The sequence below is a fragment of the Tistrella mobilis genome, assembly GCF_039634785.1.
Classification (GTDB): Bacteria; Pseudomonadota; Alphaproteobacteria; order Tistrellales; family Tistrellaceae; genus Tistrella; species Tistrella mobilis.
The window spans coordinates 15,165-28,998 of the sequence record NZ_JBBIAB010000012.1; the positions used below are offsets into that span (position 1 = coordinate 15,165).

The 13,834-nt window shown below is 68.0% G+C and carries 11 protein-coding genes; 6 read left to right on the top strand and 5 right to left on the bottom strand.

What is annotated here, in order from left to right; all coding sequences use genetic code 11:
- The first annotated feature begins 128 nt into the window (after window positions 1-128).
- Window positions 129-1,580 (top strand): GNAT family N-acetyltransferase, encoded by a 1,452-nt coding sequence (locus WI697_RS17320; RefSeq protein ID WP_345959315.1) that lies wholly within the window; start codon window positions 129-131, stop codon window positions 1,578-1,580.
- Between the two features lie 2 nt (window positions 1,581-1,582).
- On the opposite strand, the gene hutC is transcribed toward WI697_RS17320, so the two are convergent.
- Together hutC and hutI are read right to left on the bottom strand one after the other, a co-directional pair.
- Entirely contained in the window at window positions 1,583-2,317 is a 735-nt protein-coding gene (gene hutC / locus WI697_RS17325) for a histidine utilization repressor (protein WP_345959316.1), read from the bottom strand.
- Window positions 2,314-3,579 (bottom strand): imidazolonepropionase, encoded by a 1,266-nt coding sequence (gene hutI / locus WI697_RS17330; RefSeq protein ID WP_345959317.1) that lies wholly within the window; start codon window positions 3,577-3,579, stop codon window positions 2,314-2,316. The genes hutC and hutI overlap by 4 nt, the downstream gene beginning before the upstream one ends.
- A gap of 96 nt (window positions 3,580-3,675) precedes the next feature.
- Here hutI and WI697_RS17335 point away from each other — a divergent pair, with 96 nt between their 5' ends.
- From WI697_RS17335 to WI697_RS17350, 4 genes are all read left to right on the top strand, one after another.
- Window positions 3,676-5,043, top strand: coding sequence for a formimidoylglutamate deiminase (locus tag WI697_RS17335; RefSeq protein ID WP_345959318.1), 1,368 nt, complete (start codon window positions 3,676-3,678; stop codon window positions 5,041-5,043).
- The gene (gene hutH, locus WI697_RS17340) at window positions 5,040-6,596 is read left to right on the top strand and encodes a histidine ammonia-lyase (RefSeq protein ID WP_345959319.1); all 1,557 of its coding nucleotides are present in this window, start codon (window positions 5,040-5,042) and stop codon (window positions 6,594-6,596) included. The genes WI697_RS17335 and hutH overlap by 4 nt, the downstream gene beginning before the upstream one ends.
- Window positions 6,593-7,405 carry an N-formylglutamate deformylase gene (hutG, locus tag WI697_RS17345; RefSeq protein ID WP_345959320.1) on the top strand — a complete coding sequence of 271 codons (813 nt, stop codon included), beginning with the start codon at window positions 6,593-6,595 and terminating at the stop codon, window positions 7,403-7,405. Before hutH ends, hutG begins: the two co-directional genes overlap by 4 nt.
- Window positions 7,406-7,714: 309 nt before the next feature.
- The gene (locus tag WI697_RS17350) at window positions 7,715-9,082 is read left to right on the top strand and encodes an ApeA N-terminal domain 1-containing protein (RefSeq protein WP_345959321.1); all 1,368 of its coding nucleotides are present in this window, start codon (window positions 7,715-7,717) and stop codon (window positions 9,080-9,082) included.
- A 288-nt stretch (window positions 9,083-9,370) separates the two neighbouring features.
- Here WI697_RS17350 and WI697_RS17355 read toward each other — a convergent pair whose 3' ends face one another.
- A complete protein-coding gene (locus tag WI697_RS17355; protein WP_345959322.1) occupies window positions 9,371-10,822 on the bottom strand; it encodes an FAD-binding oxidoreductase in 1,452 nt (483 codons plus the stop codon).
- A gap of 116 nt (window positions 10,823-10,938) precedes the next feature.
- Between WI697_RS17355 and WI697_RS17360 the strand changes: the two genes are divergently transcribed.
- Complete coding sequence (locus WI697_RS17360) at window positions 10,939-11,370, top strand: DUF1489 family protein (RefSeq protein WP_041604938.1); 432 nt, start codon at window positions 10,939-10,941, stop codon at window positions 11,368-11,370.
- Here the strand turns inward: WI697_RS17360 and WI697_RS17365 are convergent.
- On the bottom strand, window positions 11,348-12,724 hold the full coding sequence (locus tag WI697_RS17365; RefSeq protein ID WP_345959323.1) for a sensor histidine kinase: 1,377 nt from the start codon (window positions 12,722-12,724) through the stop codon (window positions 11,348-11,350). The two genes, WI697_RS17360 and WI697_RS17365, sit on opposite strands and share 23 nt — an antisense overlap.
- 41 nt (window positions 12,725-12,765) lie before the next feature.
- On the bottom strand, window positions 12,766-13,809 hold the full coding sequence (locus WI697_RS17370) for an L-threonylcarbamoyladenylate synthase (protein WP_345959324.1): 1,044 nt from the start codon (window positions 13,807-13,809) through the stop codon (window positions 12,766-12,768).
- Between the last annotated feature and the right edge of the window lie 25 nt (window positions 13,810-13,834).

Here is a 13,834-nt window from a genome sequence, read left to right on the forward strand (position 1 = left end):
CGGCGGAAACCGACAGAATTTGTCTCGTATCGCAATACATAATTTTGATTATCAACCGAGAGTGATTATAATTTACAATCAAAAGTATCGTTATTCAAAAGGTTCAGCCGCGGCTGGGGAGGCGCGCCATGACCCTGATCGATTTGCCCGTCACTGATGCAATGGCCAGGCCCGCGGCAGAGGCGCCGCCACCTGCGCCATCCCCCATGGCGGCGGCCGGATTGTCGCCGCCGCATGCGGTGGCCGTCTGCCTGCATGCCGGGCCGGACCGGCTGAACGGGCGCCTGGTCTGGGATGCCGGGGGCGGCTGGTCCTTCGTGGCGGCCGGCGGGCATCTGCCCGAGGACGTGGCGGGGCGGCTGGCCGATCCGGCCACGGCGGTGGCGGTGGAACCCAGGGTCGACCGGCGTGCGATCCGTCGGCGGCGGCTGGGGCCGCTTCGGCTCGGCTGCCTTTCGGTGGAGGCCGCGCGCGGCATCGTGCGGCTGGATGCCGCGATCCCTGCGCCGGTGGCCGATCAGCTGCCGCGGCCGGCCGAGGCCCTGCCGGCGATGCTGGACGGCCGGAGCCTGAACCGGCGGCGGCTGCCGGCCCTGGTCACGGCCATCGGACCTTATGAGGCGGTGGCGGAGGTGACGGGACCGGCCGCCCTGCTGGTGCCGGGCACGCTGATGACCCTGACCGTGGTGCGGCCCTGGGCCGATCCCTTCCGGCTGCGCAGCCGGATCGTGGCGGTGGAGAGCGGGGCTGAAACCGTGCGCGTCCTGCTGCGCATGGCCGATCCGGCGGCGATCGACCGGGCGGCGGTGCTGGCCGCCTGCACCGCGCCCGGTTTCGGGATCCAGGCGCTCTGGACCCATGGGCTGAAGCCGCGCGGGCTGATGCGGCATCTGCGGGTGGTGCCGGCGGCGGGTGCGGCGGATATGGTGACGGCCCGCGCGCTTCGGCGGGATGCCAACCAGTTCTACGGGCGCCGGCCCGAGGCGCGCGACCCGTCCGACTGGGCGGACCGGCTGGACGGCTCGTCGATCCTGTTTCTGGCCTATCTGGGCGACAAGCCGATCGCCACCGCCCGGCTGGTGGTCAATGGCGGCGACCGGTCGTTGAGCGAGCTGCAGGCCCAGGTGCCGGTGCCGGACAAGTTTTGGGAGGGCGGTTTCGTCGAGGTCTCGCGGCTGGTGGTCCATCCGGATTTCCGCGGCAACCGCATCCGCTATGACCTGTTCCGCGAGGTGGAGCGGCTGAGCCTGTCGATGGGCGTGCGTTTCATGCTGTTCGATGCGATTCCGCGCCTGGTGCCGATGTATCAGGCGGTGGGCGGCAAGCCGTTGCCGCTGACCAAGAAGCACCCGGACAGCGACGAGACCGTCCGGGTGATGTATGTCGACATGCGATCGATCCTGGGCCGGGTGAACCGGTTTTCGGCGGTGTGGCTGGCCGGGTTCGGCAGCACGCTGGGCCGGCATCTGGCGATCGAGGGGCGAGGCCCGACCGATGCCATCCTGGGCCCGAAACGGCGCGGTGTCGGGGCGGCGGTGATCCGCAATATGGGCCGGCTGCTGGCGCGTGCCAGCGGCTGACCTCAGAAGCCCGCCGCCAGCGGCATGGTGCCGGGACCGGCCCGGAAGCGGGTGCCGAGGCGGAAGCGGGTGCCCGGATGGGTGAGGATCGCGAGCGTGACCACGCCGCGATCCACCCAGGTGCGGCGGGTGAGCCTGAGGCAGGGATCGTTGCGGGCGATGCCGAGCCGGGCGGCGATGGCCTTGGGGGCGGCGGTCGCCTCGATCACATGTTCGACATCCGGTGTGGCATGGAGGCCCGACAGATAGGCGGTGGGGGTGATGCGGGTGAAATCCTGGGCCGGATAGTCCGGCGCCAGAACCGGGTTCACCCAGCGCTCTTCATGCTGGATCGGCACGTCGTTTTCGGTGTGCAGCACGATCGAATGCCAGAGCCGGGCCCCTTCGGGCAGGTTCATCTGCCGGGCGAGGGCGGCATCGGCCGTCACCTCGTCCAGCACCTCCACCCGCGCGGCATGGCGATTGCCGCGGGTGGTGATCTCGTCGGCGATCGACCGCAGCTCCACCACCGAAACCCCGGGGCGGCGCTCGGCCACGAAGGTGCCTACCCCCTGAACCCGGGCGAGCAGGCCCTCGTCGGTCAGCTCGCGCAGGGCCCGGTGCACGGTCATCCGGCTGACGCCGAATTCCTCCAGAAGGCGGTTCTCCGACGGCAGCTGGCTGCCTTCGGGCCAGTCGCCCTCGATGACCCGGGCGCGGATCGCCTCTTTGATCCGGCGGTAGAGCGGCTGGGTCATGCGGCGGCTTCCCCTGCAAAGCCCATGCGCGGATCCCGCGGCCGGCCGCCCCGGACGACCTGGATGCAGGGATTGAAGCCGACCATATAGGCCAGTTCGGCCGGTGTGCCGATCCGCCAGAGGGCGAGGTCGGCACGCAGGCCCGGGGCGATGGTGCCGCGATCTTCCAGCCCCAGCGCCCGTGCCGCCACGCGGGTGACGCCGGCCAGCGCCTCTTCGGGCGTCAGGCGGAACAGGGTGCAGGCCATGTTGACCATCAGCAGCAGAGAGGTCACCGGCGAGGTGCCGGGGTTGCAGTCGGTGGAGATGGCAATCGGCACGCCGGCCGCACGCAGTTCCAGGATCGGCGGCAGCTGCTTTTCGCGCAGCATGTAGAAGGCGCCGGGCAGCAGCACCGCCACGGTGCCGGCGGCGGCCATGGCGCGCACGCCGTCGACCCCCAGATATTCCAGATGATCGGCCGACAGGGCACCGAATTCGGCGGCGAGCACCGCGCCCTTCTGGTCGCTCAGCTGTTCGGCATGCAGCTTGACCGGCAGGCCGGCGGCACGGGCCGCATCGAACACCCGGCGGGTCTGGGCGGTGGAGAAGGCGATCCGCTCGCAGAAGGCATCGACCGCATCGGCAAGGCCGGCCTCGGCAGCGGCCGGGATCATCTCGCGCACCACCAGATCGACATAGGCCTCGGCATCGTCGGCGAATTCGGGCGGCAGCGCATGGGCGCCGAGCAGGGTGGTGCGGATCTCGACCGGCCGGCGGGTGCCGAGGGCCCGGGCGGCGCGCAGCATGCGCAGCTCGGTATCGGTTTCGAGGCCGTAGCCCGACTTGATCTCGACCGTGGTCACACCTTCGGCGAGCAGCGCATCCAGCCGGGGCAGGGCATCGGCGATCAGCCGGTCCTGATCGGCGGCGCGGGTGGCGGTGACGGTGGACAGAATGCCGCCGCCGGCCTTCGCAATCTCTTCGTAAGAGGCGCCGTTGAGCCGCAGTTCGAATTCCCGGGCGCGATTGCCGCCATGGACCAGATGGGTATGGCAGTCGATCAGCCCCGGCGTCATCCAGGCGCCGCCGGCATCGATCACCTCGGCCGCCAGCATGTCGGGCAGGCCGGGCAGATCCTGCGCCGGACCGACCCAGGCGATGCGGCCATCCTTCACCGCGACCGCGGCATCGCCGATCGCGCCATAGGGCTCGTCGCCCGGGACCATGGTCGCCACATGCAGGTTCACCCAGATCCGGTCCCAGCGTGTCGCCGTGGTCATGGCCGTCGTCTCCATCTCGGTCGCGTTGAGAACGATCTTGTCAGACTTGTCTAAGCTTGTATAGGCTTGTCTAGGTCGAGACCGGAGCGGAGCCAGATGCAGAGACTGTTCCTGAAGACTGCCCGCCTGCCCGAGGGCTGGGCACGTGATGTTCTGGTCACCATGGATGCGACCGGACGCATCGCCGGCGTCGCGGCCGATGCCGTGCCGCCCGGCGATGCGCTGCGGCTGGACGGCCATGCCGTGCCGGGCATGCCGAACCTGCACGGCCATGCCCATCAGCGCGCCATCGCCGGGTTTGGTGAGCGGGCCGGGGCGGAGGGGGCCGACAGTTTCTGGAGCTGGCGGGCCGCCATGTATCGGGCGCTCGACCGGATGACGCCCGAGGATTTCGAGGCCGTGGCCGCCTGGGGCCAGGTTGAGATGCTGAAGGCGGGCTTCACCGCGCTGGGTGAGTTCCACTACCTGCATCACGATCTGGACGGCAGCCCCTATGCCGACCCTGCGGAGATGAGCCTGCGCGCCGTCGCCGCGGCGCGCGAGACCGGCATCGCGCTGACCATGCTGCCGGTGCTTTATGCCGCATCGGGTTTCGGCGGATTGCCGCCGACCGAGGGCCAGCGCCGTTTCATTCTGGATGCCGATCGCTTCCTGGCCCTGGTCGCGCGGCTGGAGGCCGAAGCCGCGGCCGATCCGCATCTGGTGGTCGGCATCGCCCCGCATTCGCTGCGCGCCGTGCCGCCGGCCCTGCTGGCCGAGGTGCTGGCGGCGCGGCCGAAAGGCCCGGTCCATATCCACATCGCCGAACAGCCGCGCGAGGTGGCCGACTGCCTGGCCGCCACCGGCGCCCGGCCGGTCGACTGGCTGTATGATCATGCCAGGGTCGACGGGCGCTGGTGCCTGGTACATGCGACCCATGTGACGGCGGGCGAGCGCGGCCGGATCGCGCAGAGCGGTGCCGTGGCCGGGCTCTGCCCGGTGACCGAGGCCAATCTGGGCGACGGCATCTTCCCGGCCGAGGCCTTTATGGCCGAGGGCGGCTGCTTCGGCATCGGCACCGACAGCCATGTCTCGATCGGGGTGGCCGAGGAATTGCGGCTGCTGGAATACGGCCAGCGCCTGGTGAGCGGCCGGCGCACCGTGCTGTCTGGCGGCGCCGGCAGATCGACCGGCGAGACGCTGTATCTGACCTCCGCAGCCGGGGGCGCCCGGGCGCTGGGGATTGAGGCCGGGCGCATCGCGCCGGGGGCGCGCGCCGATATCGTGGTGCTGGACGCGGCGGATGCCTCGATGATCGGCCGGCGGCCCGACAGCGTGCTCGACGGCTGGATCTTCGCCGGCAATCGCCCGCTGGTCACCGATGTTTTCGCCGGGGGCCGCCATGTCGTGGCGGGCGGCCGGCATCTCCACGAGGACGCCATCGCCCGCCGCTTCCGGGCCACGCTCGAAAGGCTGCATGCATGACCGAGACCACAGAGACCCTGGTCCTGGCGCCGGGCCGGATCCCGCTCGACGATCTCCGCCGGATCTGGGCGGGGCGGCCGCGTCTGGCGCTGGACGATGCGGCGCCGGCGCGGATGGCGGCCTCGGCCGCGATCGTGGAGCGCATCGCGGCCGGCGAGGAGGCCGTCTACGGCATCAATACCGGCTTCGGCAAGCTGGCGCAGAAGCGCATCGCGGCCGGCGATCTCGCCCGGCTGCAGCGCAATCTGATCCTGTCGCATGCAACCGGCGTCGGGGCACCGCTGGCGGCACCGGTGGTGCGGCTGATCCTGGCGATCAAGGCGGCGAGCCTGGCGGTCGGCGCTTCGGGCGTGCGGGGGGAACTGGTCGAGGCGCTGCTGGCGCTGCACGCGGCCGACATGCTGCCGGTGATCCCGTCCAAGGGCAGTGTCGGCGCCTCGGGCGATCTGGCGCCGCTCGCCCATCTCTGCGGCGTGCTGCTGGGGATCGGCGAGGTGATGGCGGGGGACGAGCGCCTGCCGGCGGCCGAAGGGCTGGCCCGTGCCGGGCTGGCGCCCATCGAACTGGGGGCCAAGGAAGGCCTGGCGCTGATCAACGGCACCCAGGTCTCGACCGCGCTGGCGCTGGACGGGCTGTTCCGGATCGAGCGTTGCTATCGCTCGGCCCTGGTTTCGGGCGCGATCGCGGTCGAGGCGGTGATGGGCAGCCACCGGCCCTTCGACCCGCGCATCCATGCGCTGCGCGGCCAGCCCGGCCAGATCGACGCGGCGGCGGCCTGTCGTGATCTGCTGGCGGCGAGCCCGCTCAACGCCGCCCATCAGGGCCCCGACTGCCACCGGGTGCAGGACCCGTATTCGCTGCGCTGCCAGCCCCAGGTGATGGGGGCGGTGCTGGACCAGATGCGCATGGCCGCCCGCACGCTGACCATCGAGGCCAATGGCGTCACCGACAACCCGCTGGTGATGACCGATACCGGCGAGGTCATCTCGGGCGGCAATTTCCACGCCGAGCCGGTGGCCATGGCCGCCGACCAGCTGGCGATTGCCGCCGCCGAGATCGGCGCGCTGGCGGAGCGGCGGATCGCGATGCTGATCGATGCGTCGATCAGCGGCCTGCCGGCCTTCCTGGTCGCCGATGCCGGGCTGAATTCCGGCTTCATGATCGCCCATGTGACGGCGGCGGCGCTGGCTTCGGAGAACAAGACCCTGGCCCATCCGGCCAGCGTCGACAGCCTGCCGACCTCGGCCAATCAGGAAGACCATGTCAGCATGGCGACCTTTGCCGCCCGGCGGCTGGGCGACATCGCCGACAACGTGTCCGAGATCGTGGGCATCGAACTGCTGGCGGCGGCCCAGGGGCTGGAATTCCACCGGCCGCTCCGCGCGGCGGCCAAGGTTGAAGAGGCGGTGGCGCGGATCCGCGCGGTGGTGCCGTCTTACGACACCGACCGCTATTTTGCGCCGGACCTGACCGCAGCCGGCATGATGGTGCGCGAGGGTCGCTTCTGCGACCTGACCGAGGTGAGCCTGGAGAGGGAGGGCATGGCGGGATGACCGGCGAGACGATGGTGCACGAGGTCTATACCCTCCGCCGCGGCGGCTCGGCCCTGGTGGTGAGCATGCCCCATTGCGGCACGGGGCTGTTCGACGGGCTGGAGGCGCGGCTGACACCCGAGGCGCTGGATCTTGCCGATACCGACTGGCATATCCCCGAACTCTATGACTTTGCGGCGGCGTTCGATGCGACGATCATCGCCGCCCGGCTGTCGCGCTATGTGGTCGACCTGAACCGGCCGTCCTCGGGCGAGAGCCTCTATCCCGGCCAGGCGACCACCGGGCTCTGCCCGACGACGCTGTTCGACGGCCGGCCGCTCTATCTGGCCGGTGCGGAACCGGACGCGGCCGAGATCGCCGGGCGGGTGGCCAGCTATTGGCAGCCCTATCACGCGGCGCTGGCGGCGGAACTGGACCGGGCGAAGGCCGCCCATGGCCGGGCACTGCTCTGGGATGCCCATTCGATCCGGGGCGTGGTGCCGCGGCTGTTCGAGGGACGGCTGCCGGATCTGAACATCGGCACCGCCCACGGCGCAAGCATGAGCCCGGACCGCAGGGCGCGGGTCGCCGCGGCGGCGGAGGCGGCGGCCGGAGCGGCGGGCTATGGCCATGTGGTCGACGGCCGCTTCGTCGGCGGCCATATCACCCGCAGCTATGGCCGCCCGGACCAGGGCGTCGAGGCGATCCAGATGGAGCTGGTCCAGGAGACCTATATGGAGGAGAACGGCCCGCCCTTCAGCTTCCTGCCCGAGCGTGCGGCCCGCATCCGGCCGGTGCTGAAGGCGGTGATGGCGGCCTTCATCGGCTGAGGGCGGCCTTGTCGTATAGGTTGGTAGATTTTAGATAAAATCACGCCCAAAGCGCGATGATCGTCGCAATGGCGACCCTCAGAGACATCGTATTCCTCATTGCTACTGGCCAGTAGGATCACATAATTTTATCGTTATCAAGAGGCTATTTGTATTGTGATCCTAGTGAGTTAGGTTGTTTCACGAAAGCTGGCGATAGCTGGATGGCAGTCATTGAACTGGCGGAAATTGCCATACTGCGACACTAGCGAGTCAGAACTTAAAGCAAATAGCATTGGGTTAGAGGCGTTTCAGATTGGAGGAATTTTCATGGGAATCGAAAGAGAACAGATACAACATTGTGTCGAGATCGTTACCGGCCGCGGGCTAACTGGCAAGCTTCTCGTCGGGGAGCGCGAAATTCGCGCAGAGATATTTTCCTATGATAAGTTCTTTTACATCAAGGGTGATAGTCCTATCCATCTGATCGCGCAGACGGGGGAGACTGTCTCGCTACACGACGTTGTCGTGGTAGGTACATGTGGCGGCCATCCCAGCGCCGTCTATTCTCAATCGTTGATCGCGAACGTTGCAATCGTTGGCCATGATCCTTGGACAGAATCGGACCGCGTGAAGCGCGTCACCTTTTCGGTGACGCACACGATGCCACTCGTTCGCAACAATGAGCGCTTCGAAGGCCTTGGCAGGACGCGTTACCCGAGCGCTGAACATCTCAGCCTCTTTCGCGATAAGGCGAAAGGAATGACACTATGTGCTGGCTACAGCGGCACCTGGAGGCTGGACTTTGATGTACCTAAGGATATTCGGCCGATTTTCGAGATTGAGTTCGATGAGCCGCAAGAAATTAGCTATTATATTCGGCGCGTATATCATTTCGTTTGCTTCCTATCTTTTTGCCTCGGCGTAAAATTGAGGCCACACAACATTATGATCGACCGGCTTTCTCTCGATGAAGCTAGGCAGGTAGAGGAAGATCTCTATCGCCCACCGCATAAAGTTTACTACGTTTGGGCTGAGGCAGAGATCGATTCAGGTGATGTCTGGGGCGGAGCATCCCCCGTTTTGGCCTATGATGAGAAAGAGCTAAACGCCTTTCGCGCATGTCTTATCACGTGGATGGATCGTGAAGCAGAATGGCGCAGCTCTTACGCTATGATGATGTCGAGCTATGCACTTTCAAGGCAAGTTTCAGCGGAACGGCTCATCAATGCGTGCCGCTGGTTCGAGGAGTTGCCGAACGCACGCTCAAAGCCTTCTCTTGCCGAAGAGCATGTTGAAGAAATCGCCGCTGCGGCATCCTTAAAAGCTGTCGAGTTGGGACTTGATGCCGCTCTGCGGGATCGCATCGCGGGCAGTATAAAACGCATTAAGGAAGAAACCGCAGCTGAGCGGTTCACGCGGCTCATTGCGATGGTGGAGGAAAAGTTCGGCAAGGGTGTTCTGCCTGGCGACACACTTAACCACTTGCGTAAAGCGATCCAATTCCGCGGGCGGACAGCGCATGGCCACTTCTACCCCGAGAATGATGCGGACCACCGGGCCTTCTTAAAGGCAACACTCGCTCTGGAGGCGCTTTGCTGCCTACTGACGGCCCATGACCTTCCCATTGCCAAGGCCGGCCTTGAACGCATGCGGGCAAACCCGCCTGTGCGTGACTATTGCAATGCCTATGAGTAAGCAGCCCACAAATCCATCATCTATTCAGAATGCACGCAGAGGGTTCTGTTAACTGGCGAGTGTGCTGCGCTCTTACAAAGCCTGTCAGCGCAATAGCCCTTTTGCGGGATAAAGGAACAGGCTTTCGCCCCCTTTCTCCGGATGTGCAGATCGCTGAGCCAGATCGATTGCCATTTGTTCGTCACGACGTCTTGGCGCCGCCAAAGCCTCGACAACACACATTGAGAAACGACGAGGCACCGTGTTCCCGTGGGAGCATGCCACTGGAACCCTATACTGATCTTGCTATCAAGAAGTCGGTGGCGTTTTGACCTGAGACAGCACCCGGCCGGGGGACATGATGCCGGCCGGGTCGACGACGTCCTTGATCGCGCGCATCAGCCCGACCTCGACCTCGGAGCGATAGCGGGTGAGATCGCCGGTCTTGAGCCGGCCGACGCCGTGTTCGGCCGAGAAGCTGCCGCCCAGCTCGGCCACCAGATCATGCACGGCGGTGGCGACTTCGTGCCACCGGGCCAGGAAATCGGCATCGGTCATGTCGACCGGGCGGCTGACGTTGAAGTGGATATTACCGTCGCCCATGTGGCCGAAGGGGCAGAGCCGGGCGCCGGGGATCAGTTCTTCGACCAGGCGGCCGCCACGGCGGATCAGCGCCGGGATGGCAGAGACCGGCACCGAGACGTCGTGCTTGATGCTGGCGCCCTCGGGCTTCTGGGCCTCGGACAGGCCCTCGCGCAGCGACCAGAAGGCGTTGCGCTGGGTTTCGGACTGGGCGATGGCGGCGTCCTCGATCGCGCCCTCTTCCAGCGCCTCGCCGAGCAGACCTTCCAGCAGATCACCCAGCGGGATGGGGCCGGCCAGTTCGATCAGCACGAACCAGGGCCCGGCGGCATCGGGCAGCGGATCGCCGAGGCCCGGAATGTGGCGGAGGGCGAAGCCCATCGGCGTCGCATTGATCAGCTCGAAGGCTTCGAGCAGGTCGCCCGCATGGGCGCGGGCGCGGGCGAAAAGGTCGAGCGCCGCCTCGGGCGAGCCCATGGCGACGAAGGCCGCCGCCCGGTGGCGCGGCATCGGCACCAGTTCGAGCGCCGCCGCGGTGATGATGCCGAGCGTGCCCTCGGCGCCGGCGAAGAGCTGGCGCAGCGCATAGCCGGTATTGTCCTTGCGCAGCCGGCGCAGCCCGTTCCACACCCGGCCGTCGGGCAGCACCACCTCCAGCCCCAGCACCAGATCGCGCATGCTGCCATAGCGCAGCACATGCACGCCGCCGGCATTGGTGGAGATCAGCCCGCCGATCCGGGCGCTGCCTTCCGAGGCGAGGCTGAGCGGGAACAGCCGGCCGGCCTCTGCCGCTGCGGCCTGAACATCGGCCAGAATGCAACCGGCCTCGGCGACCATGCTGCCGCCTGCGGCATCGACGTCGCGGATCCGGTTCATGCGCGCGAGGCTGATCAGCAGCTCGTCGCCGGTTTCGGTCGGCACGCCGCCGCCGACCAGGCCGGTATTGCCGCCCTGGGGAACCAGCGCGATGCCGGCTTGCGACGCGATCGTCACCACGGCTGCAACCTCTTCCGTGGTTGCAGGCATCACCACGGCGGGGGTCTGGCCCGTCCAGAGGCCGCGCCATTCCTTCAGATGCGGTTCCATCGCCGCCGGATCGTCACGCCAGCCCTTCGGCCCCACCACGGCGCGGATGCGGTCCAGGATCTCGGGAGAGGGGCGGTTGAGCGGTGCGGGCATTGGGGGCGGAGCCTTCCGGGAGGGGGCGGAGCGATCGGGAGAGACGGAGCGATCGGGAGAGGCGGGCGCATGTCAGCCTCTGGCGCAGCGGCACCGGACGGCATAGAGTGCGCGCCATGACGCTGCATCTTCTCAAACTCGCGGTCGGGGTCAACTCGGTCGAACATCTGGCCGAACTCCAGACCGCCCGGCTGGCAGAAGCCCGCGCCGCGGGCCGGCCGCCGCTGCTTGTCCATGTCACCCGCCAGACGCCCAAGGAAACCGCGGCCTTGCTGGATGGCGGCTCGCTCTACTGGGTGATCCGCGGCCTGGTCTCAGCCCGTCAGCGGCTGGTGGCGCTGGAGCCGGTGCAGGGCACGGATGGCGTGCGCCGCTGCGCCCTGGTGCTGGACCCCGACCTGGTCGAGACCGAGACCCAGCCACGCAAGCCGCATCAGGGCTGGCGCTATCTGAAGCCCGAGGATGCCCCCGCCGACCGCCGCAGCGGCAGTGCCGAAGGTGGCGACCCGAAGCTTGCGGCGGAACTCAGAGCCCTCGGTCTGCTTTGAGGACCGGGTCTGCTGTGACGTCTGCCATCGCCTGATCCGCGCGTGCCGGGCGCATGATCGCCCGGTGGGGCAGGGTGACGGTGATGGTGGTGCCGAAGCCGGGCGTGCTGTCGATGGTGAGCCCGCCGCCATGCAGTTCCGCCAGCGCGCGCGACAGCGGCAGGCCGAGGCCGGTGCCGTCATGGCGACGGGTGAGGCTGGAATCGATCTGGCCGAAGCGCGACAGCGCGATCGGGATCTGATCGGCGCTCATCCCGATGCCGGTATCGGCGACCATCATCCGGATGCAGGCCGATTGATCCGGCCCGGGCGGCACATCTTCCAGGATCAGCCGCACCTCGCCGCCGTCGGGGGTGAATTTCACCGCGTTCGACAGCAGGTTCAGCAGGATCTGACGCAGACGGCGGCGGTCGCCGGTGATCATCGGCATCCGCTCCGGCAGGTCGGCGGCAAGGATCACCCCGGCCTTTTCGGCCCGCGGCGCCACCATGCGCAGCGTTTCAGTGGCGAGGCTCGTGGGGTCGACCGGTTCGATGTCGAGCGGCAGACCGGTGGCATCGGCCTTGGCGATGTCGAGCAGATCGTTGATCAGCGACAGCAGATGTTCGGCCGAGGAATGGATGTCGCCGACATATTCCAGATAGCGGGCATGACCGACCGGGCCCAGCATCTGGGTCATTATGATCTCGGAAAAGCCCAGAACCGCATTCAGCGGCGTGCGCAGCTCGTGGCTCATATTGGCGAGGAAGGCGGTTTTGGCGGCATTGGCCCGCTCCGCCTCTTCGACCGCGCGGTCGAGCGCGCGGTTGTGCTCGGCCATGCGGGCGACCAGCCGGCGCATCACGTCCAGCGCCGAGCCGACCCCCAGATAGCGCCCCTGGGCGGTGACCACGAAACCGGCCGAGAAGGCGCCGCCGCCGACGGCGGTGATCTCGGCCCCCAGCGCTTCGATGCCGGTGCCTTCATCGACCACCAGCGGATCCGGCGCCATCAATTCGCGGATCGGGCGGCGGGCATACAGATCGCGGATGAAGGGGCGGGCGAATTCATAGAGCAGATGGGTGCGCCCGACCAGGCCGATCGGCCGTTCCTGGCCATCCACCACCGCCAGGGCGGGCAGGGCCGGATCCCTGAGGAAACGGTCGACCACGTCCATGCAATGGATGGTGGCAGGGATCGGCGCGGCACGCAGCGCAATCGCCCCCGCCCGCCAGTCGCCCGGCGCCGGCAGGTCGCCGACGGCCGCCCCGGCTTCACCCGGTGCGGCGAGCGCAAGCGCAATCAGCCGGTCGAGATCCTGCTCCCTGGATTGCCGCATCATTGTTCCGCCGCTGCGATCGAAAAGATCGCTCACCTTAGAACCTCTCCGTGTCGGGGTGATGACGGCATGACCGGTCAGTCACGAGGCGCGGCCGCACGTCCCAGCCGGTCGGCGAGGGCGGCCAGGATTTCCCCATCGGGGTCGGCGGGGGACACCTGCAGGGGGGCGACCGCAATGCCATCGACATCGAAGCCGTCGGCGGCGCGCAGCAGCGCGTAGAGCCGCCGGGCGGCTTCGCGCGGGCGGGCATCGGCCGACAGCTGCAGCACATGGGCAAAGCCCGGCGGCGGCGGGCCATAGGCGAGCAGCACCTCCCGCTGGCCGGGAAGCGGCGCCGTTGCATCCAGCCGCACCGCATGACCGGGGGCGTAGTGGCTGCCGAGCATGCCGGGCGAGGGCAGGGCCGAGAGGCCGTCATCTGCCGGCAGATCGGCGCCGTCCGCCGGATCGGCCAGATCGTCGGCGCCGAGGGCGGCTCGCAACATCGAGGTGGTGATCGCGCCGGGCCGGAGCACGCGGACCCGTGGCCCTGAAAGGTCGATGACGGTGGATTCGACGCCCACCGGGCAGGGGCCGGCATCCAGCACCGCGGCGATACGCCCGTCCAGATCGGCCAGCACATGATCGGCGGTGGTGGGGCTGACATGGCCCGACCGGTTGGCGCTGGGACCGACCATCGGCACACCCGCCGCCCTGATCAGCGCCCGCGCGGCCGACAGTGCCGGAACCCGGACGGCGACCGTGGGGCCACCGGCGGTGGCGGCATCGGCAATGCGGCAATCCGCCCGGCGCTTCATCACCATGGTCAACGGGCCGGGCCAGAACAGCCCCGCAAGCACCCGCGCCCGATCGTCGGCGCGCGCCACGATCAGCCCCTGTTCGGGATCCGACGCATGGACGATCAACGGGTTGCGGGCCGGCCGACCCTTGGCGGCATAAACCCGGGCGACCGCTGCATCAGAGGTGGCATCGGCACCCAGGCCATAGACGGTCTCGGTCGGGAACGCGACAAGCCGGCCGGCGACGACAAGCGCCGCCGCGTCGTCGATGGCGCGGCGGTCCTCGGCACTGACCGGATCGACCGCAACCTTCAGCCGGCGGGTTGGTTCAGGGGACACGGGCGAAGGGGACACGGGTGCAGAG

Excerpts from the sequence above, each read along its gene's own strand:
- WI697_RS17320 (WP_345959315.1), top strand. The coding sequence starts at position 129 with ATGACCCTGATCGATTTGCCCGTCACTGATGCAATGGCCAGGCCCGCG.
- hutC (WP_345959316.1), bottom strand. The coding sequence starts at position 2,317 with ATGACCCAGCCGCTCTACCGCCGGATCAAAGAGGCGATCCGCGCCCGG.
- hutI (WP_345959317.1), bottom strand. The coding sequence starts at position 3,579 with ATGACCACGGCGACACGCTGGGACCGGATCTGGGTGAACCTGCATGTG.
- WI697_RS17335 (WP_345959318.1), top strand. The coding sequence starts at position 3,676 with ATGCAGAGACTGTTCCTGAAGACTGCCCGCCTGCCCGAGGGCTGGGCA.
- hutH (WP_345959319.1), top strand. The coding sequence starts at position 5,040 with ATGACCGAGACCACAGAGACCCTGGTCCTGGCGCCGGGCCGGATCCCG.
- hutG (WP_345959320.1), top strand. The coding sequence starts at position 6,593 with ATGACCGGCGAGACGATGGTGCACGAGGTCTATACCCTCCGCCGCGGC.
- WI697_RS17350 (WP_345959321.1), top strand. The coding sequence starts at position 7,715 with ATGGGAATCGAAAGAGAACAGATACAACATTGTGTCGAGATCGTTACC.
- WI697_RS17355 (WP_345959322.1), bottom strand. The coding sequence starts at position 10,822 with ATGCCCGCACCGCTCAACCGCCCCTCTCCCGAGATCCTGGACCGCATC.
- WI697_RS17360 (WP_041604938.1), top strand. The coding sequence starts at position 10,939 with ATGACGCTGCATCTTCTCAAACTCGCGGTCGGGGTCAACTCGGTCGAA.